The sequence below is a fragment of the Mesorhizobium sp. C395A genome (genome assembly GCF_030323205.1).
In the GTDB taxonomy this organism is placed as follows: domain Bacteria; phylum Pseudomonadota; class Alphaproteobacteria; order Rhizobiales; family Rhizobiaceae; genus Mesorhizobium.
This window is the reverse complement of the sequence record NZ_CP100473.1, coordinates 716,336-740,021: the sequence shown is the minus strand read 5'-3', so window position 1 is coordinate 740,021 and position 23,686 is coordinate 716,336. Positions and strand designations below refer to the sequence as shown.

Annotated in this window: 28 protein-coding genes and 3 tRNA genes; 16 read left to right on the top strand and 15 right to left on the bottom strand. The window is 63.6% G+C overall.

All coding sequences use genetic code 11. The annotated features are described in order from the left end of the window. The first annotated feature begins 84 nt into the window (after positions 1-84). Both NLY37_RS03590 and NLY37_RS03585 read left to right on the top strand, forming a co-directional pair. Complete coding sequence (locus NLY37_RS03590; RefSeq protein WP_023684778.1) at positions 85-507, top strand: hypothetical protein; 423 nt, start codon at positions 85-87, stop codon at positions 505-507. A 237-nt stretch (positions 508-744) separates the two neighbouring features. Continuing rightward, complete coding sequence (locus NLY37_RS03585) at positions 745-906, top strand: FCD domain-containing protein (RefSeq protein WP_023742348.1); 162 nt, start codon at positions 745-747, stop codon at positions 904-906. 324 nt (positions 907-1,230) lie between these two features. On the opposite strand, the gene NLY37_RS03580 is transcribed toward NLY37_RS03585, so the two are convergent. Both NLY37_RS03580 and NLY37_RS03575 read right to left on the bottom strand, forming a co-directional pair. Then, complete coding sequence (locus NLY37_RS03580) at positions 1,231-2,163, bottom strand: dimethylarginine dimethylaminohydrolase family protein (RefSeq protein ID WP_023693913.1); 933 nt, start codon at positions 2,161-2,163, stop codon at positions 1,231-1,233. Between the two features lie 19 nt (positions 2,164-2,182). Continuing rightward, complete coding sequence (locus NLY37_RS03575; protein ID WP_031246332.1) at positions 2,183-3,784, bottom strand: zinc-binding metallopeptidase family protein; 1,602 nt, start codon at positions 3,782-3,784, stop codon at positions 2,183-2,185. 83 nt (positions 3,785-3,867) lie between these two features. On the opposite strand from NLY37_RS03575, the gene NLY37_RS03570 reads away from it, so the two are divergent. The 6 genes from NLY37_RS03570 to NLY37_RS03545 all read left to right on the top strand — a co-directional run bounded on the left by NLY37_RS03570 (position 3,868) and on the right by NLY37_RS03545 (position 9,540). After that, on the top strand, positions 3,868-4,764 hold the full coding sequence (locus NLY37_RS03570; protein ID WP_023684774.1) for a LysR substrate-binding domain-containing protein: 897 nt from the start codon (positions 3,868-3,870) through the stop codon (positions 4,762-4,764). Positions 4,765-4,866: 102 nt separating this feature from the next. Further along, complete coding sequence (locus tag NLY37_RS03565; protein ID WP_023742346.1) at positions 4,867-5,958, top strand: ABC transporter ATP-binding protein; 1,092 nt, start codon at positions 4,867-4,869, stop codon at positions 5,956-5,958. A gap of 83 nt (positions 5,959-6,041) precedes the next feature. Further along, positions 6,042-7,157 (top strand): ABC transporter substrate-binding protein, encoded by a 1,116-nt coding sequence (locus NLY37_RS03560; RefSeq protein WP_023742345.1) that lies wholly within the window; start codon positions 6,042-6,044, stop codon positions 7,155-7,157. 21 nt (positions 7,158-7,178) lie between these two features. Beyond that, complete coding sequence (locus NLY37_RS03555; protein ID WP_023670301.1) at positions 7,179-8,012, top strand: ABC transporter permease; 834 nt, start codon at positions 7,179-7,181, stop codon at positions 8,010-8,012. Next, positions 8,012-8,818 (top strand): ABC transporter permease, encoded by an 807-nt coding sequence (locus NLY37_RS03550; RefSeq protein WP_023742344.1) that lies wholly within the window; start codon positions 8,012-8,014, stop codon positions 8,816-8,818. The genes NLY37_RS03555 and NLY37_RS03550 overlap by 1 nt, the downstream gene beginning before the upstream one ends. A 107-nt stretch (positions 8,819-8,925) precedes the next feature. Beyond that, positions 8,926-9,540, top strand: a complete 615-nt coding sequence (locus NLY37_RS03545; RefSeq protein ID WP_245261757.1) for a LysE family translocator — start codon at positions 8,926-8,928, stop codon at positions 9,538-9,540. 46 nt (positions 9,541-9,586) lie between these two features. Here the strand turns inward: NLY37_RS03545 and NLY37_RS03540 are convergent, their stop codons facing one another. Together NLY37_RS03540 and NLY37_RS03535 are read right to left on the bottom strand one after the other, a co-directional pair. Next, positions 9,587-10,477 (bottom strand): alpha/beta fold hydrolase, encoded by an 891-nt coding sequence (locus NLY37_RS03540; protein ID WP_023742343.1) that lies wholly within the window; start codon positions 10,475-10,477, stop codon positions 9,587-9,589. Next, positions 10,477-10,812 carry an antibiotic biosynthesis monooxygenase family protein gene (locus NLY37_RS03535; RefSeq protein ID WP_031246330.1) on the bottom strand — a complete coding sequence of 112 codons (336 nt, stop codon included), beginning with the start codon at positions 10,810-10,812 and terminating at the stop codon, positions 10,477-10,479. Before NLY37_RS03535 ends, NLY37_RS03540 begins: the two co-directional genes overlap by 1 nt. 130 nt (positions 10,813-10,942) lie before the next feature. Between NLY37_RS03535 and NLY37_RS03530 the strand changes: the two genes are divergently transcribed. After that, a tRNA-Cys gene (locus NLY37_RS03530) sits at positions 10,943-11,016 on the top strand. 20 nt (positions 11,017-11,036) lie between these two features. Here NLY37_RS03530 and NLY37_RS03525 read toward each other — a convergent pair. Together NLY37_RS03525 and NLY37_RS03520 are read right to left on the bottom strand one after the other, a co-directional pair. Further along, positions 11,037-11,113: transfer RNA gene (locus tag NLY37_RS03525), tRNA-Arg, on the bottom strand. Positions 11,114-11,173: 60 nt separating this feature from the next. Continuing rightward, complete coding sequence (locus NLY37_RS03520) at positions 11,174-11,479, bottom strand: ETC complex I subunit (protein WP_023670294.1); 306 nt, start codon at positions 11,477-11,479, stop codon at positions 11,174-11,176. Between the two features lie 173 nt (positions 11,480-11,652). Between NLY37_RS03520 and NLY37_RS03515 the strand changes: the two genes are divergently transcribed. The 4 genes from NLY37_RS03515 to NLY37_RS03500 all read left to right on the top strand — a co-directional run bounded on the left by NLY37_RS03515 (position 11,653) and on the right by NLY37_RS03500 (position 14,081). Further along, positions 11,653-12,837: a flavin-containing monooxygenase gene (locus tag NLY37_RS03515; protein WP_023742341.1), complete on the top strand. Its 1,185-nt coding sequence runs from the start codon at positions 11,653-11,655 to the stop codon at positions 12,835-12,837. A 51-nt stretch (positions 12,838-12,888) separates the two neighbouring features. Continuing rightward, positions 12,889-12,965: transfer RNA gene (locus NLY37_RS03510), tRNA-Pro, on the top strand. A 165-nt stretch (positions 12,966-13,130) separates the two neighbouring features. After that, positions 13,131-13,442 (top strand): hypothetical protein, encoded by a 312-nt coding sequence (locus tag NLY37_RS03505; RefSeq protein ID WP_023684765.1) that lies wholly within the window; start codon positions 13,131-13,133, stop codon positions 13,440-13,442. A 378-nt stretch (positions 13,443-13,820) separates the two neighbouring features. Next, positions 13,821-14,081 (top strand): hypothetical protein, encoded by a 261-nt coding sequence (locus NLY37_RS03500; protein WP_023684764.1) that lies wholly within the window; start codon positions 13,821-13,823, stop codon positions 14,079-14,081. A gap of 306 nt (positions 14,082-14,387) precedes the next feature. Here NLY37_RS03500 and NLY37_RS03495 read toward each other — a convergent pair whose 3' ends face one another. From NLY37_RS03495 to NLY37_RS03475, 5 genes are all read right to left on the bottom strand, one after another. Continuing rightward, positions 14,388-14,804, bottom strand: a complete 417-nt coding sequence (locus NLY37_RS03495; RefSeq protein ID WP_023684763.1) for a type II toxin-antitoxin system VapC family toxin — start codon at positions 14,802-14,804, stop codon at positions 14,388-14,390. Continuing rightward, positions 14,801-15,055: a FitA-like ribbon-helix-helix domain-containing protein gene (locus tag NLY37_RS03490; RefSeq protein ID WP_023670289.1), complete on the bottom strand. Its 255-nt coding sequence runs from the start codon at positions 15,053-15,055 to the stop codon at positions 14,801-14,803. The genes NLY37_RS03495 and NLY37_RS03490 overlap by 4 nt, the downstream gene beginning before the upstream one ends. A gap of 123 nt (positions 15,056-15,178) precedes the next feature. Next, complete coding sequence (gene hdaA / locus NLY37_RS03485) at positions 15,179-15,883, bottom strand: DnaA regulatory inactivator HdaA (protein ID WP_023684762.1); 705 nt, start codon at positions 15,881-15,883, stop codon at positions 15,179-15,181. A 2-nt stretch (positions 15,884-15,885) separates the two neighbouring features. Then, positions 15,886-17,079 carry an AI-2E family transporter gene (locus NLY37_RS03480; protein WP_023684761.1) on the bottom strand — a complete coding sequence of 398 codons (1,194 nt, stop codon included), beginning with the start codon at positions 17,077-17,079 and terminating at the stop codon, positions 15,886-15,888. After that, positions 17,051-17,608, bottom strand: coding sequence for a CDP-alcohol phosphatidyltransferase family protein (locus tag NLY37_RS03475; protein WP_023742432.1), 558 nt, complete (start codon positions 17,606-17,608; stop codon positions 17,051-17,053). The genes NLY37_RS03480 and NLY37_RS03475 overlap by 29 nt, the downstream gene beginning before the upstream one ends. A gap of 187 nt (positions 17,609-17,795) precedes the next feature. On the opposite strand from NLY37_RS03475, the gene purM reads away from it, so the two are divergent. Genes purM through NLY37_RS03460 form a run of 3 tightly spaced genes read left to right on the top strand, consistent with a single transcriptional unit; the run spans position 17,796 to position 20,110 of the window. Further along, positions 17,796-18,875 (top strand): phosphoribosylformylglycinamidine cyclo-ligase, encoded by a 1,080-nt coding sequence (gene purM, locus NLY37_RS03470; RefSeq protein ID WP_023689059.1) that lies wholly within the window; start codon positions 17,796-17,798, stop codon positions 18,873-18,875. Further along, positions 18,872-19,579 carry a phosphoribosylglycinamide formyltransferase gene (gene purN / locus NLY37_RS03465; protein WP_023689060.1) on the top strand — a complete coding sequence of 236 codons (708 nt, stop codon included), beginning with the start codon at positions 18,872-18,874 and terminating at the stop codon, positions 19,577-19,579. Before purM ends, purN begins: the two co-directional genes overlap by 4 nt. Before the next feature lie 6 nt (positions 19,580-19,585). Then, positions 19,586-20,110, top strand: a complete 525-nt coding sequence (locus NLY37_RS03460) for a SixA phosphatase family protein (protein WP_023705321.1) — start codon at positions 19,586-19,588, stop codon at positions 20,108-20,110. Positions 20,111-20,303: 193 nt separating this feature from the next. Here the strand turns inward: NLY37_RS03460 and NLY37_RS03455 are convergent, their stop codons facing one another. The 4 genes from NLY37_RS03455 to NLY37_RS03440 form a co-directional block, all read right to left on the bottom strand. After that, on the bottom strand, positions 20,304-20,537 hold the full coding sequence (locus NLY37_RS03455; protein ID WP_023689062.1) for a DUF680 domain-containing protein: 234 nt from the start codon (positions 20,535-20,537) through the stop codon (positions 20,304-20,306). A 236-nt stretch (positions 20,538-20,773) separates the two neighbouring features. Continuing rightward, positions 20,774-21,547 carry a 4-hydroxy-tetrahydrodipicolinate reductase gene (gene dapB / locus NLY37_RS03450; protein ID WP_023684757.1) on the bottom strand — a complete coding sequence of 258 codons (774 nt, stop codon included), beginning with the start codon at positions 21,545-21,547 and terminating at the stop codon, positions 20,774-20,776. Positions 21,548-21,609: 62 nt separating this feature from the next. Beyond that, on the bottom strand, positions 21,610-22,413 hold the full coding sequence (gene speB, locus NLY37_RS03445) for an agmatinase (protein ID WP_023684756.1): 804 nt from the start codon (positions 22,411-22,413) through the stop codon (positions 21,610-21,612). A gap of 96 nt (positions 22,414-22,509) precedes the next feature. Further along, positions 22,510-23,682, bottom strand: coding sequence for an amidohydrolase (locus tag NLY37_RS03440; protein WP_023684755.1), 1,173 nt, complete (start codon positions 23,680-23,682; stop codon positions 22,510-22,512). Between the last annotated feature and the right edge of the window lie 4 nt (positions 23,683-23,686).

Below are 23,686 nucleotides of genomic sequence, written 5' to 3'. Positions count from 1 at the left end.
AGCCGCTTGCATACAAGTAAATTCGTTCGTGCTAATATATCGAGGTCATGCATATCCATGCATGACGAGCATCGGGAGGATGCAATGAAAACCATGAATCGCAGGTCTGCAATTGCCCTCGGTCTGACGACCGCCGCGGTAGCGCCTTTGTTCACCTTGGCGGCATCGGCAAAAATCAAGAAATACGGCCCGAAAGAGGGCAAGGAGATTGCGCCCGGTGTCAGGGTGGTGGAGGTCGGCACCGGCAATGCTGACATTCCCGCCTACAAGAGCATCGCAATTATCGACGTTGTGTTTCAGCCCGGAGCACATGCTCCTCAAACCGTGATGGACAACGACATGGTGTGCACCATTACCTCAGGTGCATTCACGATCAAGAAAGCGGACAAGGAATTCAAGCTCAAGACGGGTGATATGTACACCTGCTCCAAGGGCAAGACCGATGAAGCGACGAATACAAGCAAGGAGGTCGGCGTGCATCGCATCGCCGTATTGATACCCGCATAGCAGATGGAATTCCGGCCGGACCACGCCGTCGCGAGTCCGGCCGGCCAGACGAGGCGATCTCGTTCCGTCGTCAGCGCGGCCATCTCACGCCAGCCACTCCCTGATCGCCGGGCGGGCGGGAACAGCGCGCATGTGGTCTTCGCGCTATGGCTTTGTTTGGGCATGATCTTTTGGGGAAGCTGGCTTGGTTTTCAAATCATCGGCTAGGTCGAATGGCTGATCAACCAGCGCATCCACGTGGCCAATACGGAGATCGAAAACCGCAGGAGTTTTGCCGGCCACCAGGCGGTGTTCGAGGCGATCGAGCGCCACGACCCGGAATCGGCCGGCCAGGCGATGCGCGCGCATCTGGAAAACGCCCGGCGCAAGTTCAATTCAGGGTCGGGAAGACTGGGCTAGCCAGTTGACGCGGCGGCGCTCTGGCGCAAAGCAAAAAGCCCGCCGTTCAAAGCCGGCGGGCTCCCTTCAATCATACAGCGCGATCCGGTCGCCGGTAACCAGGACGACCGAATTTCGGCCTTCAGCGGCTGGTTGCGCTCAGGGGGCGGGCTTCGACGGGTTTGAAGCGACCAGCGATCCGAGTTTGCCGGCTTTGGCCAGACTCGGCTTTTCGTAAGTTTTCTTCACAGAATCCCTCCTCTAATGGCATCAATTTCCTCTGCCAGGCCTGTTTTGTCAAATCTGACAGCATTCCGTCACAGGTCCCGGCGGCAATTCGTGCCCTTACGCCGGCTCGCGCTTGAGCGCCTGCGCCATGCAGTGAATGCCGCCGCCGGTCTTGGAAATCTCGCTCATGTCGACGGCAGCAACCTCGAAGCCGCGTGCCTTGAGCTGGCCGATCAGCGACTGGCTCGACGTCGGCGCGATGACCCTGTCCTTGCCCAGCGACATGAAGTTGCAGCCGAGCGCCATCGTGTCCTGGAAGGGCACGTCGATGATCTCGTGGCCCTTGCCCTTCAGCCAGTCGACAATGCCGGGCTCGGTGCAGGCGAGGCACACCGCGGTGAGCTTTTCAGCGATCGGCACCACCATCAGGTCGATATGGACATAATATTCGTCGATGAAGGCGAGGCGCGTTTCCCAGCCTTCCTTTTCGAACCAGTCCTGCACCTGCCGGGCGCCCTCTTCCTGCGTGCGGGCGCCGCCGCAGCCGATCAGCACCACGCCCTCCTCGATGACGTTGAAGTCGCCGCCTTCGAAGGTGCCAGCCGTGACCATGTCGTAGATGGGGATGCCGAGCTTTTCATAGGTGCGGATGGCGGCATAGTTCTCGCCGCGCCGCCACCAATTGGCCATGGCGGTGATGAAGGCGCCGTAGGGCGTCATGACGCTGGAGTCTCTGGAATAGACCTGCATCGGCAGTTCCGGCGTCGGCTCGTGCCAGTGGATGTTGACGCCGAAATGCTCATAGGCGGCGACGAGGTCCTTGTGCTGCGCCTGGGCGATCTGAACGTTGCAGGGCGCTTCGCGCAAATGCTTGCGCGAGAGCGAGCTGGTCGAGAGGTGGCGCAGGAAGTTTGGCGAGCCGAGCAACACGTCTGTCAGCACGTCGGTCTCGTTGGCAAAGCCCCATGACGTCAGCGGCTTGGTGCCGCCGGCGGGATTGCGGCGCTGCAGCGAGAACGGTTCGGCGACGATGCGGTCATGGACGGTCATAAGGTTCTCCTCGATTTGACTATGCAGCTTGATTGGATTGGCTGCTCGGAATCCACCAATCGCGTCCGCGCGCGGTGGTGACATATTCCGGCCAGCGGAAATTGATCGGCGGGTCATAGTCGCAAAGCGGCGCGATCCAGTTCGAGCCGCCGACGCCGCCGCCAGTGCGGGTGACGAATTCGTCCATGGCCGCATCGCGCGCGGACTTGTCCTCGAGCAGGCGGAGGGCTGCAAGCGCAACCGTCTTGGCGGCGCAAATGACCATCGGGTCGATGGTGGCCGAGATACCGCCCAGCGCGTTCATCGCCCAGGATGGATAGGCATGGCCATTCGCCGAGCGCAGCGCCGGGCGGGCGACATAGAAGCGTGCGGTCGGCGTGTGCCACGACATGTCGGTGTAGTCGTCGGAGGTCGAGTTGATCTGCGACGGAGGCAAATCGCGGCGCAGGATTGCCTCGGCCTCTTGCGGCGCAACCAGCCGCTCCATCTCGTCGATGAAAGGGTTGTCGGTCGCGGTGCCGCCGGCATTGACCTGGACCTCGCGACCGATCGCTTTCGCCGCCTCGTCCCAGCTCGGAGCGCCAACGGTGGACAGCGCCTCATAGGCAATCCCCGCCATGGCGTGATTGGCGAGGCCCGGCCTCGACTTCGACACCCAATGGCGCTCATAGCGACAACCGCTGATCGCCGCGGCCGCGGCCGCATTACGGTCGAGCACCGCGGTGACCTGCTCTGCCATGGCGATGGTCGGCACGCGGATCATGTACTGGATCTCGGCCAGCCCCGCCGGCAGATTGTCGGCGGTCGCCTGCCCGGCGGTGAGGATCGCCTCGCTGATCGACCAGCCGCCCTGGTGAGGCAGCATGGAATCGCGCAGCGCCTTGGAGGTCATGTACATCGTCATCAGCGCGTCATTGGCGCCGGGCGCCCGCACCGCCGAATGCGCCTGCGGGATCGGCGCGCCATCGCTTGCGCGAACCCAGTTTTCGGGTTCGTCGCAGACAAAACGGTAGATCATCGCGTAGGCCGCGCCGCAATGCGTGTCCCAGCGCGCCGTGTTGCAGAGCGGCAGCATATAGAAGGGATGGAACGAGATCATGCCGGCAAGGCCGTCATAATAGCCTTTGGCTGCATGGATCGGCTTCGAGCCCCTGACCTTCTCGGCCGGCTCGCCGGTGAAGCGCAGCGTCCCCTTGATGCCGTGGCGTTGCATTGCCGCCTTGGTGGCGAGAAGTCCGCCGAGGCCGGCAATGCCAAGCCCGGAATGCGGATCGGTGTGGCCGCCGGCCTCGCTGCCGAGGCCCGGCCGCGATCGGTTCACCGTTGCCGCGTCCTGGCAGTTGCCGGGCACGGCGTCGTATTCGCCGTACATGCCGATGGTCGGCCCCGGGCCATTCGTCCAGTGGGCGCAAAAGGCGGTCGGCATGCCGGCCGACCCTTCCTCGACCGAAAAGCCCTCATGCTTCAGCCGCGCCACATACCAGGCCGCCGACTGGTATTCGCGCCAGGCTGTTTCGCCGAAATCGAAAATGGTGCGCGTCCACGCCGACAGCGACGGCTGGATGCCATCGAGACAGGCAAGCGCGGTGGCTTGCGCCGAGGTCGTCACCGGTTTCTCCATGCGGCCCAAGAAAGCAGTGAAGCGGCATTGCAAAAAGTGATATGTTTTTCCGGTTCATGCAAATTCGGTTCACCTGAGGCCTCTTGCGAATACCTTCCACACAGGCGCTGCGCGCCCTCGACAGTTTTGCCCGTCACGGCAGCGTCTGGCGCGCCGCCGACGAACTGCACCTCACCCGCAGCGCCGTCAGCCATCAGTTGCGGCTCCTCGAACGCGACCTCGGCTTCGACCTGCTGGAGCGCATCGGCAAGGGCGTGGCGCTGACACCGCGCGGCCAGCGCTATGCCGCCGATGTGAGGAAGGCGCTGACCGTGCTTGGCGATGCGGTAACGCGCCAGGCCGGCACCGGCGTCGGCGGTTCGTTCGCCGTTTCCTGCACGCCGGGCTTCGCCTCTCTGTTTTTATGCACCCACATCGGCGAGTTCCGGCAGATGTATCCGGATGTGGCGCTGTCGATCCTGACACCGCGGCGGCTGGACGATGTCAGCAATCCGGACGCCGATGCCTTCATTGCCTTCGGCGTGGGCAACTGGCCGAACCGCTCGGTGGAGTTGCTGTGCGAAATCTCGTTCACGCCACTTTGCAGCCCGACACTGCTCAACAAGGTCGGCGGCTTTTCAAAACCGGCCGATGTGCTGCGCGCCAATCTCCTGCATCTCGGCGACACCGAGGACTGGGCGCGCTGGCTGGCGCTGTCCAAGGTGGAAAACCCCGACACCGAAGGCGGCATCTTCTTCTCGGACATGAACCTCGTTTTTTCCGCGGCGATCGCCGGCCAGGGCATCGCCATGGGCGACGAGCTGACCAGCCGCCGGGCGCTGAGCGAAGGCCGTCTGGTGCGCCCCTTCGACATCGCGATCCCCTCGCCGCGCTCGTATTTCCTGGTGTCGGAACATGCCAAGGCCAGCCACCCGGTGCTGGAAGCGTTCAATGGGTGGTTGAGGTCGAAGCTGTCGGAGAACCGGATCAGCCCGTACTAGCCCCCATCCGTGAATCAAATTTGCCGATCAGGCGAAAACTATTCGGTTGCGGTGAGCCGGGGCCCTGCCCTACGCTCAAGCCACGATCAAGGAAGAGGCAGGATGCAGCAACCCGGCCGGGCCGCAGAGATCAAGGCAATCGGGATCGGCAAGAGCTTCGGCTCGTTCCGGGCGCTGGACGACCTGACGCTCAATATCGGCCGCGGCGAGTTTTTGACGCTGCTCGGTCCCTCCGGCTCGGGCAAGACCACATTCCTGATGATCCTCGCCGGCTTCGTGCAACCGACCGCCGGCAAGCTTTTCAGCGACGGCATCGACATCACCGAGCGGCCGGCCGAACAGCGTGCCGCCGGCATGGTGTTCCAGGGCTATGCGCTGTTCCCCCATATGTCGGTCGAGGCCAACATCGCTTTCCCGCTCAAGGTACGCAAGAAATCGGCTTTCGAGATCAAGCGCCGCGTTGCCGAGATGATCGAGCGCGTCGGCCTCAAGGGCCATGAGACGAAACTGCCGGCGCAGCTTTCCGGCGGCCAGCAGCAGCGCGTGGCGTTGGCCCGCGCTTTGGTGTTCGAACCCGGCGTGCTGCTCCTCGACGAGCCGTTCTCGGCGCTCGACAAGAGCCTGCGCGGCCAGATGCAGGCCGAGATGAAGCGGCTGCATCAGGAGACCGGCACCACCTTCGTCTTCGTTACCCACGACCAGAGCGAGGCGCTGGCGCTGTCGTCGCGCGTCGCCATCTTCAACCATGGCAAATTGCTGCAGGTCGGTGCACCGGACGAGGTGTATGACCGGCCGGCCAATCGTTTCGTCGCTGAGTTCCTGGGCGAGATCAACATGCTGCCGCTCAAGGGCGTGAAGCGCGCCGACAATGGCGCCACCGCGCTCTGCGAAGACCGCGCGATCACGCTGCGCGGCAATGCCGAGGCGGTGAACGGCAACGCCATATTGGCGATCCGGCCCGAACATATGTCGATCGCGCGCGAAGCCGCCGCCGGCGAGAACGGCATTGCCGCCACCGCCATCGGCTCGACCTATCTGGGTGCGGCGACCAAACTCGATCTGACGACACGCCAGGGCGCCAAGGTGACCGTCTCGGTGCCGAATGAGGTCGCGGCGGCGGCGCTGAGCAAAGGCAATTCCGTCTGGCTGACCTGGCCGGCGGAAAAGGGTTTCCTCCTTCCGGACGGAGGATGACGACGAGAACGGCGAAGTCTTCCAGCAAAGAATCTGGAGCGCGCCATAACCACCGGAACCAACAACGAAAAAGGGGAACTAAAATGACAGACCAAAGCAAAAAACAAGCCATGGACGCGCTATCCGCCCGGGCTGTGCGCGGCGAGATTTCGCGCCGGCAATTCACCCAGCTTGCAGCCTTCGTGCTGGCCGGCACGCCGATGCTGCTGCGCTCGACCGGCGCGTTTGCGCAGGCCAAGGAACTGGTGCTGGTCAACTGGGGTGGCGATGCCCTCACCGCTTATGACGCCGCCTATGGCCAGGCCTTCGCCAAGGAGACCGGCATCGCCGTCAAGATGGACGGTTCGGGCCCCACCGAAGGCGCGATTGCCGCACAGTTCAAGAGCGGCGCGCCGACCTGGGATCTCGTCGATGTCGACCCGTTCTCGGCCATCACGCTCGGCGCCCAGGGTGCGCTCGAGCCGATCGACTACGCCGTCGTCGACAAGAAGAAGATGCGAGAAGGCTTCGGCTGGGAATACGCGGCCTCGACCTATTTCTTCTCCTACGTCATCGCCTATGACTCGGAGAAATACGGCAAGGACGCGCCGACCGGCATGGCCGACTTCTTCGACGTGAAGAAGTTTCCGGGCAAGCGCTCGCTCTACAAATGGGGCGTGTCGAGCTGGGAAGCAGCGCTGCTTGCAGACGGCATCGCGCCGGCCTCGCTCTACCCGCTCGACCTGAAGCGAGCGCATGACAAGATCGCCGCTTTCAAGGAAAACGTCGTGGCCTATTGGGGCGGCGGCGCCGAGAGCCAGAGCGTGCTGCTCAACGGCGAAGCCTCGATGGCGATCGTGTGGTCGACCCGCGCCTCGCTGATCGAGCAGGACTCGGGCGGCAAGATCAAGTTCATCTGGGACCAGGGCCTGATTTCGCCCGGCGCGCTGGCCGTGCTCAAGGGCAACCCCGGCGGCAAGGACGCAGCGATGAAGTTCATCGCCAGCGCCCAGGATCCGGCGAAGCAACTGGTGATGTTCGACAAGCTTGGACAAGGTCCGGCCAATCCGGCCGCCGATGCGCTGATCCCCGCCGACAAGAAGCGCATTAACCCGGTCGATCCCGAAAACATGAAGAAGCAGATCGCGCTCGACATGGATTGGTACGCCAAGAATTACGGGGCAGCACTCGACGAATACACCAAGATCATCTCGGCCTGACCAGGCCGGGCACGAGCTTCGATGAGAGGCACCCTCTCCGACAGGATGGGCGCGGCGGTGCTGATGGCGCCGCTGCTCCTGTTCCTTGTGCTGGCCTACGCCTGGCCGTTCCTCGGCGTCGTCAAGTGGAGCGTCACCTTGCCGACACCGGGGCTCGGCCAGTATGGCGCGCTCGCCACCGATGCCCTGGTGCAGTCTGTGTTCATCCGCACGCTGCGCATCGCGCTGATCGTCACCGTGGTTTCCGTGGCGGCGGCATACGCCATCACCATGGTGTGGGTGCGCGGCAGCCCGGCACAGCGCATAATCGCTGAATTCTGCATTCTCGTCCCCTTCTGGATCTCGGTGCTTACCCGCGCCTTCGGCTGGGTGGCGCTTTTGTCCAACCGCGGCCTGATCAACACCTGGCTGCAATCGATCGGCTTCATCTCCGAGCCGCTGGCGCTGGTGCGCAACGAGTTCGGCGTCATCGTCGGCATGACGCATTTCCTCATTCCCTTCGCGGTGTTCCCGCTGGCCTCCGCCATGCGCAGCCTCGACGAGCGCGTGCTGCTCGCGGCGCGCGGGCTCGGCTCCAGCCGTATGCGCACCTTCTGGACCGTGTTCGTGCCGATGACGCGCTCCGGCATCATCGGTTCGGCGATGATCGTGTTCGTCTTCTCGCTCGGCTTCTTCGTCACGCCGGCGATCCTCGGCGGCGGCCGCAGCGTGATGATCGCCGAGCTGATCTATCTGCGCATCTTTCAGAGTCCCGATTGGGGACTGGGCGCGGCGATCAGCGTCGTGCTGGTGCTGTTCGTCGGCGCGCTCATGGCGCTGCTGTTCCGCTATGTCAGACCGAAGCAACTGATCTGATGCCGACCTATCGCCCCGGTCCCGTCTCGCTGATCCTCGCCGTGCTGGTGGCGCTGTTCCTGCTGCTGCCGCTGTTGGCGGTCATCCCGGTGTCGCTGACGCCAAGCCGCATGCTGGCTATGCCGACGGGCGAACTGTCGCTGCGCCACTACCGCGCGCTGATCGAGGATCCGCGCTGGCTCGACGCCATCCTGCTGTCGATCCGCATCGGCATCGTCAGCAGCGTCATCTCCACCGTGCTGGCGCTGTGCTTCAGCCTTGGCGCCTGGATGTTCCAGCCGCGATTTACCGCCGCCCTTGTCGGCTTCGTGCTGTTGCCGATGGTGGTGCCGCCGGTGGTCTCGGCGATCACGCTCTACTTCCTGCTGACGTCGATCTCGGGCATGAGCTCGTTCTTCGGCTACGACACCTGGCTCGGCGTCGCCATGGCGCATTCGGTGATGACGGTGCCTTTCGCCACGGTTCTGATCCTGGTCTCGCTCAGCCAGCTCGACCGCCGCATCGACCTTGCCGCGCGCGGCCTTGGCGCCGGCGTGTGGGAACGCGCCACGCGCATCATCATGCCCAACATCAAGTTCGGCATCGTCACCGCCGCGCTGCTGTCCTTCGTGCTGTCCTGGGAAGAGATCGGCGTCACCCTGTTCATCACCTCGGTCAACGCCATCACGCTGCCGCGGCTGATGTGGATGGGCCTGCGCGACAACATCGACCCGGCGATCGCCGCGCTCTCGGTGATCCTGATCATCATCACTGTGCTGGTGCTGGCGGTGAGGACTGTGGTGGTGAAGATGCGCGGCGGGCACTGAGCCAAGGTGGCCAACAACAATCGGCGATAGCCAAGCCGCTGTGTGAAGGGCGTTACGGACGGTGAGCGCCGGGTACATTACGCGGCGTCATGGGAAACCTGCCGCTGGTGACATTTGCCTTCGTGTCGGTTCTCGGAATGGCGGTTCCGGGACCGGACGTCGTGCTCGCCATTACCAACGGCTCCCGCTACGGTTTTCGACGCGCGTTTCTCGGCATGGCCGGCGTCGTACTGTCTGATTTCGTTCTTATCAGCATCGTCGCGCTGGGCTTCGGCGCTCTTCTGCTGGCTTCGGAATTCTATCTCTCGGCTCTCAGGATGTTCGGCGCGGGCTATCTGCTTTTCGTCGCCATCGGTACCCTGCGCACCGCATCCCGACCTTCGTTCAACCCTAACCTTCCCGAAACACGCCATTCAGCCAAGGCACTCATTGGGCGCTGCTTCCTGGTGGCGGTCACAAATCCGGCGGCCTGGCTGCTTTTCCCCGCGATCCTGCCGCATTTTGTCCGCGTGGATGAGCCGATCGCGATCCAGTATGGCATCCTGGCCATTATCGCCGCGCTTGCCGATGTGTTTGTGCTGACGTTTTACGCAGCCCTTGGCGCGCGGGCTGCAAGGCTTCTGGCTGGGCCGAACGCCGTGTGGATCGACCGGTTTTACGGTATCGCCCTGCTTGGTCTTTCGAGCACTTTGATCCTGCAATCCCTCGGCCATCTGAGATAGTCGACACAGGAACACACAGGCCCGGATTTTAGCAATCGGCCCGTAGTCAGCTTGCGAAGAATCTCGACAGCCTTGCAGCCGTGTCTTCGGGGTGCTCTTCCGGGAAGAAATGCCCACCCTTGACCGAGCCGCCTCCGACGTTATCAGCCCATTGCCGCCAGATCGCCAACGGGCCGCCCTCCTCCGCATACCAGTTCTCCAACCCGCCCTCGCCGCTCCAGAGCGCAAGCAGCGGGCATCTGATGCGACAGCCATCAGCCTGGTCCTGCGCGTCGTGCTCGCGGTCGATGCCTGCGGCGGCGCGATATTCCTCGCAGATGGCGTGGGCATGGGCGGGATCACGCAGCGCCTCGATATAGGCGGCCCTGACCTCAGCGGGAAAAGCATCTGGAGCCGAGCCCCAGCCGGCGATCGCATTGTCGACAACTGCGTCGGGTGCTGCGGACAACAGGCGCTCAGGCAGCGGTTCCGGCTGGGCGAGCAGGCTCCACGGCCAGAAGGCCAGCGCCAACCTGGCATCGGCCCGATCCCAGGCGGAGGCCGTGGGGACGATGTCGAGAACGGCGACCTTCGATACGATTTCACGGTGGTCGAGCGCCATGCGGTAGGCGACGCGGCCGCCACGGTCGTGGCCGGCAACCATGAAGCGGTCGAAACCGAGTGCGTCCATAACCTGCACCATGTCGCGCGCCATCGCTCGTTTGGAATAGGCGGCATGATCGGCTCCGGAAGCCGGACAACCACTTTGGCCGTAGCCCCTGAGATCGGCGGCAACCACGCTGAAGTTCGGCGCCAATGCCACGGCAATGTCCCGCCACATAACATGCGTTTCGGGAAAGCCATGCAGGAGCAGCAGCGGCGGCCCTGAGCCACCGGCCCTGACGAAGATCGATGTCTCCTCCATTTGAACGGTCCTGGCGTCAAAGCCCGCAAACATCAGCTGCCGCCAACCATTCCGTGGCTGGAAAGGATGCGCAACACCTGGACACCCTTCGGCAATTCGATCAGGAACTCCTTGTCGCGGTCGAGATGGTGGATGCTTTGCGGATCGCCGCCGGTAAAGGCGGCCATCGCCTCGACGCTCTCCCAATAGGAGATGGTGATGAATTCCGAATGCGTCGGCGTGTCCTCGCGAAAAGTCTGCACGCCCAGCGCTTTCTCGATCAGCGGCTTGATACCGACCTCGTAGTTGTAGCGCTCATAGGCGTCGGCCTTGTCGGGCAAGGTCCTGCCGCGCCAGATGCGCGCAATGGTCGGGGTTGTCGGTGCCATCAGCAACAAACGCCTGAACGCGAGCCGCGTTCCGAACATCTCGACTGGTGGCAGCCGGATCGCGGTCCGAACCTGCGAGCAGAGGCTGGCCAAGTTGACTAGCTGTCGCGGTCAATGCACAAGGAGCCATGGTCTGAGGGCGGGACGGTGACGCATCGGTCTGCAAAACCGACGTAGTGGGTTCAATTCCCACTCAGGCCTCCACACTATCTCTTTGAAGTTGTTGGCGATCCCGACAGGATTCGAACCTGTGACCATCGGCTTAGAAGGCCGGTGCTCTATCCAGCTGAGCTACGGGACCGCTGGCCGGCATTTGATATCTTGGCCGGCTGATGTCTATGTGCCAGGCGCTGACCGCCGGTCAATGCGTCCAGGGTATCCTGCGGTCATAGCGGAAATTTTCCGCATAGGAAATCTGCCGGCGCTTGGTCTCTTTCGGCTCCTCGACACGGAAGGCCAGCCCCTGCTTTTCGGCATAGGCCACCGCTTCTTCCCTGGTATCGAAGGTCAGCCTGATCTGGCTCAGCATGTCGCCCGATGTGGTGTAGCCCATCAGCGGGTCGATCTTCTTGCGCTGGGCGGGATCGAATTCCAGCACCCAATGGCCGGTCTTGGCCTTGCCGGACTGCATCGCGGTTTTGGCTGGGCTGAAAATTCGCGCGGACATGGGCACCTCGTAGCTGCGTTGGCGGTAGCGCCGCCTTATTTCAGTCAATACTGTGCAACACTGCCGACGGCAAGGCCGAAGCGGCCTGCAACCAGGCCGCTTCGGCAGCGGCATAGGCTGGATACACTGGCGTAGCATCAAAAGTCATGGTCATGATGGCGACACAAAGAGGCATGGACGCAGGGATTTTGCACGCCGAGGCCGACAGCCAAGCGATTTTCGACGGCGCGATCGTGATCGGCGCCGGGGCAGCCGGCTTGACCGCAGCCCATGCGCTGCTCAAGACCGGCGTGCCTGTGATGGTGTTGGAAAAGGAAGCCCAGCTGGCCGAGCCATGGCACGGGCGGCACGAGCGACTGCATCTCAACACGCATCGCGACCTTTCGGCGCTGCCGGGCGTTTCCTTTCCTGCCGGCACCCCTGCCTTTCCGCACCGAAACACCATCATCGGCCATTTGAACGAATTCCACGCCATGCACCGGCTGCCGGTCGAGTTCGGCATCGCGGTCGAGGAGATTGGCTTCGAGGGCGACCACTGGCTTGTGCGGACCAGTGCCGGGCCGCGGCTGGCGCGCCATGTCGTCATCGCCACCGGGCGCGACCGGCAGCCCTTCATCCCGGCCTGGAAAGGCATGAAGGCCTTTGCCGGACGCATCATCCATTCGGCCGCATTCGGTAACGCCAAGGCCTATGCGGGCAAGAAAGTGCTGGTCGTCGGCGCCGGCAATTCCGGCTTCGACGTGCTCAATCACCTGGCGGCAGCCGGCACGGGACAGATCTGGCTGTCGGCGCGCAACGGTCCGGCACTGCTGCCCAAGCGCCTCGGCCAGATCGCCGTCCACCGGTTTTCGCCGATCCTGGCGCGGCTGCCGTTCAAGCTCGCCGATGCGGTGATGGCGGCGACGCAGCGATGGGCCTTCGGCGACCTCACGGCCTACGGCCTGCCGCCGACGCCTTCGGGCGGCGCAAGCCGGCTGGCGTCGGATTATACCGCCATCGCCACCGATGACGGCGCCGTCGATGCCATCAAGGACGGCAGGATCATCGTGCTGCCAACCGTGCGGGAATTTACCCGCGACGCGGTCGTTTTCGACGATGGCGCGACGATCCAGCCGGATATCGTCATCGCCGCGACCGGCTACCGCACCGGGCTCGAGGCCATGCTGGGCAAGCTCGGCGTGCTCGACCAAAAGGGCGTGCCGCTGTTCAACGGCGCCGACAGCGACCCGAAACTGCCGGGCCTGTGGTTCACCGGCATGCGGCCAAGCATCCGCGGCTGCTTCGCCAATGCTCGCATCCAGGCCAAGGCGATCGCAGCCAGGATTGCGCGGGAGCGCAGACCGCCAAGCCCCGTTTGATGTTTTAGGGGTTGCGCGACAGGGTCCGGAACCGTATACGCCGCAGGGCCTCGGAGTGTAGCGCAGCCTGGTAGCGCATCTGGTTTGGGACCAGAGGGTCGGGAGTTCGAATCTCTCCACTCCGACCATTTTTTCCCACAAAGCCAGTCCTTGCCCAAGGTCGCCAATGACTGCCTCGCCGGTAGCGCATGGCGGCACGCATTGCCCAAGCAGCAGCCGCTCGCCGATCGGACCCTACATTGGAACACCAGTTCGCTCCGAGAGTTGTGTATGTTCAACCCAAGGAGCCAACAATGAAAACCCTTCTCATCGCCTCGATGATCGCGTTCGCCGGAACGGCGGCTTTGATCGCACCGGCGCAAGCCGCCAGTCTGACTATCCAGTCCGATGACGACGATCAATATTCGTCCGACGATGGCGATATACAGGTTCTTCGCCATCACCAGCGCCACAAAGACTATAGCGACGACTATGGCGACGACTACAGCGACAACCAGGATGGCCAATGGCGGCGCCACCATCGCCATCACCGCTGCCATATCGAACTGGTCAGGCACTGGCGCCATCACCACAGGGTCGTCGAAGAGGTCAGGGTCTGCGGCTGATCCGATCGCTTTGGACCTGCTCCGGCCGGGTTGGCGGCCGGAGCACCAATCTGACCTAAAGCGCGTCGCATTTGAACGGACTCAAGGACGCGCTTGAGGTCTTGTTTGATGCATGTGGTTCTCTCAAAACCGGGGCCACTTGAGCGACATGCATCAGGCGCCCGTGTCATCGAACAGCATGCCTTCGGCGGGTTTGGCTGAAAATCGACGCAGGGATAATCCCCTCGCTTCCACCTCTATCGCCGGTCTAAAAGCGCGTCGCGCTGAAACGTATCCAGGCGACGCGTTTTGATTTTTGTTTTGATGCATGTCGTTCTCTCAAAACCGGGACCACCTTGAGCGACATGCATTAGACTCCGGGCAAAGGGGAGATTCTGGATGCTTGGTCTCGAGGCATGGCTTTCGCTGATTGGCCCTGCCTACTTCGCTTACATCGGGATCACGGTTCCGTTCGTCGTCGTCTGGGCCATTATCTGTGCAGCCCTGTGGATCTGGAACAACCGGCCGAGCAAGAGGCAAGGCCGTCCCCGCTCGTGGCCCGCCAGCGTGCTGTTCTTTGTCGTCGTCGCCGCGTGCTACGTGGCAGCGCATACGGTGGTCTATCTGCTGGTCCGGTATCTGGCGGCGTTGTGGCTATAGGGCACCCTCCCGGACACTCCGGTGACTGCTCCACGAAGGTAAGCTCGCCGGGCGAGAACCCCAATCATCACTCCCGGCGAGCCTACAACCCGATCAGGAACGCGACCAGGACCGGGGTCAGCCGGCAAGTTCCCAGGTGCAAGACGGATGCCAAATAATGTTCCCGAAATGGGACAGCGGCCCTCATGCGGCGGTGGGCACGGAGAGATCGAGTGTATTCATTCGAACACGCTGTCGTCGCTGAAGAGGAAATCCTGCCGAAACGCATGTTCGCAGCTCGCGCTCTGGTCGGGCTGCCGTACCTGGTTACGGCTGCCAAGGATCGATGACAGGCACGCCGGCCGCATGGAATGGCGCCGTGTCACGCGAGGCGACATGAAAGCCGTTTGCGGAGGCGATTGCCGCGATGTAGCCGTCGGGCACAGGAAACCCCTTGCCGGCTGCCCTCGCCTTCACTGCAAGTCGGGCATAGTGCCGGGCCGCCTCGGTATCGAAAGGCAGGATGCGGCGCTCAAACACGGCGCACACACCGGCGAAGGTTTCAGCGAGCGCAGCCTTGCGACGACCCGCCGGCATGGCCTCGATGCCGAACAGCACTTCGGCGAGCGTCACACTGGAGAGGTAAAGCGTTTCCTCGGCCTGGTCATCAAGCCAGGCCAACACAGCTTGATGCGGTTCGGGCTTCATGGCCTCCGAAACGACATTGGTATCGAGGAGGATCATTCGAACCCCAGCGGTTCGGCCGGCGCCTTGTCGCGAGCCTGCTCCAGGACCTCCACGTCTTCATTGGTCAGCCCGGCGCGTCGGGCAATGTCTGCCAGAACGGAGCCGAGTTTCACACGGCCGTCCGGCCGCACCGCGTTTTCCAGAATGTCGCGTATCTCGGCCTCGGTGCTGCGACCGTGCAAGGCCGCCCGTACACGCAGAGCTCGGTGGGTCGCTTCCGGAAGATTTCGGACGGTCACTGCAGGCATTGATATCGCTCCGATGTCATTGATTGAAAGTATCATATTGTTTCAGGTGATGTCACCATGCGTGTTTTGAAAACGTCGCACGGGCGGGATCGACAATCGCCGTCCAGGGAATTGCAGCAGGATCTATACCTCGAACTCGCCCTGCCCTTCGTCCATTGCGCTGACGGTTTCGGCGGCGAGCGCCCTGGTGATCGGCGTCTTGCGCTCGAGCGCGGTGCGGTCGAGGCGCTCGACCACGCGCATGGCGGTGGCCAGCGAGCGCTCGATGCGGCGCACCAGATATTGCACGACATGCGGCTCGACCTCGACCTGGCGGTCGGCGAAGAGTTTGGTGATGACACCGGCCAGAAGCAAATCGTCCGGCTCATGGATCTCGACGGTTGCCGCCGCCTTCAGCCGCGAGGCAAGATCGGGCAACGTCACCCTCCAGGCGGCGGGGAAGCGCCGCGCCGTCAACAGCAAGGTGGCCCCGGCGCCGCGCACTTCATTGATGAGATGGAACAGGCCCGTCTCGTCGATGGCTGTCTTGTCGACATCGTCGATCAGCGCGGGCCTGCCGCCAAGCCCGGTGATGGCATTGCCGATGCGCTGGGCATCGACCGCCACAGCGTTGGCCCGCGCCTGCCAGATCGAGCCCAGATGTGTCTTCCCGGAACCGGCCGGGCCGGCGAGCACGATCACCGGCGACGGCCAGTCCGGCCAGCGGTCGACAAGGGCTGCCGCCTCGCGGTTGGTGGCCGACACCACCAACTCGTCGCGCGAATAGCCGGTGCCATGCCCAAGGTCTAGCGGCAGCTGGCGCGGCGGTTCGGTCTTTTGATCCGCCACGTTCAGCCGCGCGGCGAGCGGTGGCCGCCGCCGCGATCGGCAGGCAGCGGCGGGACTGGCTCGGTGGAGTGTCCCTTGTAGAGCGGCGATTCGAGATAGCGGGCAATGGCAAAGCGCACCAGCACGGCAACCGCCGCCGAAGCAGGAACGGCGATCAAAAGGCCGACGAAGCCGAACAGGGCGCCGAAAGCGAACAGCGCAAACATCAGCCAGACCGGGTGCAGGCCGACGCTTTTTCCGACCAATCTGGGCTGCAGGATGTTGCCTTCGATGAACTGGCCGATGAAGAACACCACGGCGACAGCAACGATCATGGTCCAGTCCGGCCAGAACTGGACGAAGGCGACGCCGACGGCCAGGACCAGTCCGGTCAGCGAGCCGACATAAGGGATGAACGAGATCAGCCCGGCGAAGAGGCCGATGAGGATGGCGAAATTCAGCCCGGTCAGCGTCAGGCCGGTGGCATACATGCCGCCGAGCACCAGGCACAGCGTGCCCTGGCCGCGCACGAAGCCGGCGGTCGCGGTGTTGATGTCCCTGGAGATCGCCCTGACCGTCCCGACATAATCACGCGGCACCCAGCTGTCGACGACCGCCACCATGCGATCCCAGTCGAGCAGCATGTAGAAAGCGACAACCGGAGTGACCACGAACAGGCTGACCACCGACACCAGAGCAACGCCGGAACTCCAGATCGAGGTGAAGACGGTGCTCAGCAGGCCGAAACCGGAAGTGAGCAGCGAATTCAGCCCGTCGCGCAGGCCATTGGCATTGACGCCGAATTTCTGCTCCAGCCATTTCGGATCGAAGCTGGTGATCAGCGACTGCAGCCGGGTCAGATATTCCGGCAGCTTGCTGGCGAAATCGGCCATCTGCGTGGCCAGTACCGGAACCAGGATGACGAAGGCCAGCACCAAAAGGACGATGAAGGCAATCAGGATGACCACCGTCGCCATCAGCCGGGAGAGGCCGAGGCGTTGCAGCCGGTCGGCGACCGGGTCGAGGAAATAGGCCAGCACCATGCCGGCAACGAACGGCAACAGGATGCTGGAAAAAATGTAGAGGAACAGCGCCAGGAAGATTGCCGTGCCCAGCCAGAAGAAAATCTGGCGGCGAAACGCCAGGGACGCAGCCGCCTCTGCCAGCGCGGCGGTCGCGGCATTCTTGTCAACTACCCGGGGTGGAGCCTTCGCCATAGCCGCTCATATGCCTCAGCCAAGCCACGAGATAGGCCGCGGCCGAAGCCACGGTCAAGACCCCGGACAGCAATATGAGCGCAGGCCTGAGCGGGTCGAGGTGGAGGCCAAGGGCAAGTTCGCCCAGCACCACGGCCGCCAGCACGATCTGGGCGGCGGTGTTGGCCTTCGACACATAGAGCGGCTTCATCTCGACCGGATGCGCCATGACCGTGGACAAGAGCACGGCGCAGATGATCAGCGCATCGCGTGACACCATGGTCACCACCAGCCACAGCGGCAATTTCCCGATGAAGCCCATGACCACGAACACCGAGACCAGAAGCACCTTGTCGGCCATCGGATCGAGATAGGCGCCTAGTCTCGATTGCTGGTTGAAGCGGCGGGCGATGAAGCCGTCGACGCCATCGGAAATGCCTGCAACGAGAAAGCCGGCAAAGGCCCAGTCCCAGCGCATGTTCAGCATCGCCAGTACGACGGCCGGAACCAGCACGAAGCGCAGGATGGTGATGAGGTTGGGAATGGTCAAAGGCATGTCCCGCCATGCTTATTCTGCAGATAGATGATGGAGTTGGATTGTGGGTGCAAGGACCAGCGGTGAAGGGGCGACTGTCCACGTATTTATCTTGGGCAAAAGCCCGGTATCCTGTCGTCATCCTTGCCCCCCGAAACCATTCATGCGAAGAGCCGCCGAGGGAAACAGGGATGCGCCGACGATGAGCAAGGGCGACCGGGCCAAGCGCAAGAACGGGCTCACCTATGCCGAGGCGGGCGTCGACATCGATGCCGGCAACCTCATGGTCGAGAAGATCAAGCCGCTGGTGCGCGCGACGCGCCGGCCGGGCGCCGATGGCGAGATCGGCGGTTTTGGCGGCCTGTTCGACCTCAAGGCGGCGGGTTTCACGGATCCGGTGCTGGTTGCCGCCAATGACGGCGTCGGCACCAAGCTGAAGATCGCCATCGATGCCGGCAAGCACGACACGATCGGCATCGACCTCGTCGCCATGTGCGTCAACGACATCGTCGTGCAGGGCGCCGAGCCACTGTTCTTCCTCGACTATTTCGCCACCGGCAAGCTCGACCCCGACCAGGGGGCGGCAATCGTCGGCGGCATAGCAATCGGCTGCCGACAGGCCGGCTGCGCGCTGATCGGCGGCGAGACGGCCGAAATGCCCGGCATGTATCACGACAAGGATTACGACCTGGCCGGTTTCGCCGTCGGTGCTGCCGAACGCGGCCAGTTGCTGCCGACCGACGATATCGTCGAAGGCGACGTGCTGCTTGGCCTGGCTTCCTCGGGCCTGCATTCGAATGGCTTTTCGCTGGTGCGCCGCATCGTTGGCGTCAGCGGTCTTGCCTGGGGCGATCCGGCGCCGTTCAACGATGAGGCGACGCTGGCAGAGGCGCTGCTCGAGCCGACCCGCATCTATGTGAAGTCGGTCCTCAAAGCGATCCGTGGCACGCACGGCATCAAGGCGCTGGCCCACATCACCGGCGGCGGTTTCCCCGAAAACATCCCGCGCGTCCTGCCAAAGGACTTTTCCGCAGAGCTCGATCTCAATGCCATCGATGTGCCGCAGGTGTTTTCCTGGCTGGCGAAGACTGGCGGCGTGGCGCCGGAGGAGATGATGCGCACCTTCAACTGCGGTATCGGCATGATCCTCGTCGTCGCCTCCGGCCAGGCCGCACAGGTCGCAGCCGTGCTGCAGGAGGCCGGCGAGACGGTGACGCCGATCGGCCGCATCGTTCCGCGCCGCGACGCCGGCGTCATCTATCGGGGCTCGATCGGCCTATGAGCAGGAAACGCACGGTTGTTCTGATCTCGGGACGCGGCTCCAACATGACGGCGCTGATCGCGGCGGCCAGCGACCCGGCCTATCCGGCCGAGATCGTTGGCGTCATTTCCGACCGGGCCAACGCCGCCGGCCTCGGCATCGCGGCCGCGCGCGGTATCCCGACCAAGGTCATCGTGCGCGCCGACCATGCCAGCAAGGAAGCCCATGATGCGGCGATCGACGCCGCGCTGATTGCGTTCAATGCCGAGATCGTGGCGCTGGCCGGCTATCTGCGCATTCTCTCCCGCGGCCTGGTCGAGAAGTGGCAAGGGCGCATGCTCAACATCCACCCTGCCCTGCTGCCGGCCTTCAAAGGGCTCGATACGCATGCGCGCGCCCTGCGCGCCGGCATTCGCATTCATGGCTGCACGGTGCATTTCGTCACATCAGAGATGGATGACGGCCCGATCATCGCGCAGGCAGCGGTGCCGGTGATGGTCGGCGACAACGAAGACACGCTGGCCGCCAGAGTGCTGAAGGCCGAGCACCGGCTTTATGCGCTGGCACTCGGGCTGGTCGCCGACGGCAAGGCGCACATGGAAGGCGGCCGCACCGTGCTGGCGCATTTCGCCGACGATGCCGAAAACGGAACTTCCGTGGTGATGGCGCCCGACCCGCTGCGCGAAGAACGCGATCTCGAACATCTGGCGCGGATCACGCCGTAGGCCGACATGGCGACACCGAGACAATTGCTCCTGCTGCGCCACGCCAAGTCGAGCTGGGACGACCCGGCGCTTGCTGATTTCGACCGGCCGCTCGGGCCGCGCGGGCTGAAGACGGCGCCGCTGATGGGGCGCGAACTGGCCCGGCGCAGTTGGCTGCCTGACCTGGCGCTGGTGTCGCCGGCGCTGCGTACGCGCGAGACATGGCGGCTGGTCTCGGCGGAACTGTCGGCGAGCGTAACGGTGGAGTTCGCCGAGGCGCTTTTCGAAGCCACGGCTGGCGACATTCTGGCCGAGCTGCAGCAGGCAGTCGCATCGGCTAGCTGTCTCCTGGTGCTCGGCCATAATCCCGGCCTGGAGGACTTTGCCCGCCGGCTCGCCGGTCCGCGATCGGGTGTGGCTGCTCTCAGGAAACTTGAAGAGAAATTCCCGACCGGCGCCCTTGCCCGCTTTGTCATCGACGGCGACTGGGCGGATCTCGGCTTCGGCGCGGCCCGGTTGACGCATTGCATCAAGCCGAAGGATCTAAGCTAGACCAAGCTGCCTAACGGGCTAGCCGCAGGTGACAGCCGCAAACCGTGTTTTGAAAAGACCACGGTCAAACAAGGAGATAGGACCAATTGCTGGCGGATTGATTCAAGATCTTTGCGGCCCCGAGTCGATTGCATAAAAACAAGAGCGGTGGGCCGGGCCCACCGCTCTTTGTGGTCGTAGATTTCTCAGAAAATCAACGACCCCAGATGCCCTGGCCGGATTCCGGCTGGTTCGAGTCGCCCTTGATCGTGAAATCGCCGAGGCTGGCCGGCTTGCGGATCGAGGCGGTATAATTGTGATCGATGTTGCCGGCGGGCGCTGTTACAGCAGGCTGGTTGACGCTGTCGGAGCCGTAGTGGTCGCTGCCTGCGAAAGCGGTGCCGGTGGCAAGGAGGATGGCAGCAGCGGTAAGTGCGATCTTGGTCATTTCAGGTAATCCAGATTTTTCAGTTCTGTCCGTCAAGTGGCGTGCCTTGGGAGGAATTCGCGTCGCTCGGACCACCCCGAAATGGGTGTGCGTTGCTGCCATTGCCAATCACAAAAATGTGCGAACCGAACCGTTCGGTTCGGTGTTGGAAGGCGCGAAATGGCGTAGTTGTTGCTATATTCTATTCTCTAGGCGGCTCCGACCTCCAACGCCCCTCGTTGCGTTACCCTTGCATCTCAAAAGGTCGTGAAGCCCAGTACGTCGCGCATGTCGTATTCGCGGGGCGGCCGGACGGCGACCCAGCGTGCTGCCGCAATGGCGCCGCGCGCGAACATCGAGCGGTGGCCCGCCGAATGGGAAAGCGTGAGCGTCTCGCCCTCGGCCAGCAAGCTCACGCTGTGCTCGCCGACGATGCTGCCGCCGCGCAGCACGGCAAAGCCGATCTCGCCGGCAGGGCGTGGACCTGTAAGGCCGTCGCGGATGCGTTTCGCCACATCGTCCAGCCTGACGCCATGTCCGCGAGCGGCCGCCTCGCCCAGCATCAGCGCCGTGCCCGACGGTGCGTCGACCTTCATGCGGTGATGCGCTTCCAGGATTTCGATGTCGGCGGCGGGACCAAGTGCTCGCGCCGCCTGCTCGACCAGCCCGGTCAGCATGCTGAGCCCGAGCGAGTAGCTGCCGGAGCGAACGATGGCGACGGACTTCGAAGCAGTAGCGATGGCGGCGAGATCGGCCGGCTCGAAGCCGGTCGAGCCGATGACCAGCGCCGGGCCGCCGCAGGCCGCGCAAGCTTGTGCAAGATCGACGGAGGCCGAAGGCGTGGTGAAATCGATGACGACATCCGCAAGCGCCAGTGCTTCGTCGCGCTCGACCAGCCCCTCACCGATGCTGCCCGGCCTGTGAAAGCGGGCGACGAGCGTCAGCCTGGGATCGGCCTCGACGGCCAGCGCCATCTGGCTGCCCATGCGCCCGTTCGCGCCGGCTATGGCTATTTTCAAAGGATGCGGCATGCGGCTTTCACTGGAAATGCGAGTCACAACAATGATCTACCATGCCGCCCTGCCAGATTGGTTCAGCCGGCGCCATGGGTCTTGAGCATCATGCCGGCGATCTCCTTGACCAGCTTGGCGGCAACCAGCGCAGTGAGATTGGAGACATCCTGGCTTGCATTGTATTCGACGACATCGGCGCCGACGATGGGCTGGTCGATCCGCTGGATCAGGTTGATCACTTGCCGGGTTGTAAGACCACCGGGTTCGCGGTGCGACACGCCGGGCGCACAAGCCGGGTCGAGGCCGTCGAGATCGACCGAGAGATAGACCGGCGTCTTGAGATCGAGCTGCAGATCCTCGCTGAAATGCCGCGCCTCGATCATTTCGACGCCGAAGCGCTTGAGCTGGTCACGAAGCTCATCATTGAGGGTGCGCAGGCCGATCTGGATCAGCCGGTCAGCCAGCCCCTCCTCCAGGATGCGCGCGAAGGACGAGGTGTGGGACCGCCTGTTGCCCTGATAGGCATCGTAGATGTCGGGATGGGCGTCGATCTGGACGATCGTTAGCCTGGCATGGCGGCGGCGCACGGCACGCAGCACCGGCCAGGCGATGGCATGATCGCCGCCGAGGCTGATCAACGGGTGGCCGGCATCCAGCGCGCGGCCGACCTCGGCCTCGATTCGCTCCCACGGATCGCCGGCGCCTGAAAAGTCGATGTCGCCGTGGTCGACGAAACTGTCCGCCACATCGAAGCCGGTTTCGCTCCACGAGCTGTGCGCGTCGCTTTTGAGTTCGCGCCGGATCAGGGCCGGCGCTGCAGCCGCGCCCTTGAGATAGGACGAGTTCTCGTCATGCGGTATTCCCAGAAGCGAAACCCTGGTCATCGGCGTGCGATCTCCGGGAACAGGCAATCTCCCTAAACCTGGGAGCTGGCTGGCGATAGCAGTGCCGCTTGGGCCAGCTGCGAAGGCGATCAGGCGTCACTTCCCGATCGCGCCGCCCAGCCTTTGCCTGACGATCGCGGCGTGGAAATTCGTGCCGTGCAACAGCCCGTCATCGTTGAAGTCGTAGCTGGAATTGTGCAGCGGGGCCGAGGCCTCGCCATTGCCGAGGAAGACGAAACAGCCCGGTACGTGGTCGAGAAAGCGGGCGAAATCCTCCGAGGCGGTCATCGGCTCCGCCGCGATGCCGGCGGCGCCATCGGCCAGCACGCGCCTTGCGGCGACAAAGGCCGCGTCCACCAGGTCGGCATCGTTCTGCAGCGGCACGAATTCCCTGCTGTAGGTCACGTCGGCGGTGACATTGTAGGCGGCGGCGGTGCCCGCCGCGATGACCCGCATCTGGCGCTCGATCTCGGCGCTGACCTCGGGACGAAAACTGCGGGCGTCACCAAGGATGCGGGCGAGGCCGGGCAATGCGTTGCGGGTGCCGTCGGTGATCAGTTCGGTCACCGAAACCACCGAAATGTCGGCCGGGCTCAGCCTTCGCGAGACGATGGTTTGCAGATTGGTTACCAGCGCGCAGGCGGCGACCAGCGTCTCGTTCCCGGAATGTGGCCGCGCCGCATGGCCGCCGATCCCCTTGAGCACGATCTCGAAATTGTCCTCCGCCGACATAAACGGGCCGGCACGGGTCTCGAAATGTCCAATGGGCAGGCCCGGCATGTTGTGCAGGCCAAAGATCTCGTCGAAGGGGAAGCGCTGCAGCAGCCCGTCATCGAGCATTGCCAGCGCGCCCTTGCCCCATTCCTCGGCCGGCTGGAAAACGAAACGCACGGTGCCGTCGAAACCACCCTCGGCGGCCAGCAGCTTTGCAGCGCCGAGCAGCATGGTGGTGTGGCCGTCATGACCGCACGCATGCATGATGCCGGGGTTCTGCGAGCGATAGGCTGTCGCGGACTGCTCGGTGATGCGCAGCGCATCCATGTCGGCCCTGAGCGCAATCGCCCGGTTGCCGCTGCCGCGCTTCAACGTGCCAACGACGCCGGTGCCGCCGACCCCCTCTGCAACATCGTCCAGCCCGAATTCGCGCAGCTTCGCGGCGACAAAGGCAGCGGTGTGCTTTTCCTCGAAGCCGAACTCGGGGTGCGCGTGCAAATCGCGCCGCCAGCCGGTCATTTCCTGCTTCAGCACATCACGATCGAGCTCAGCCATTTTC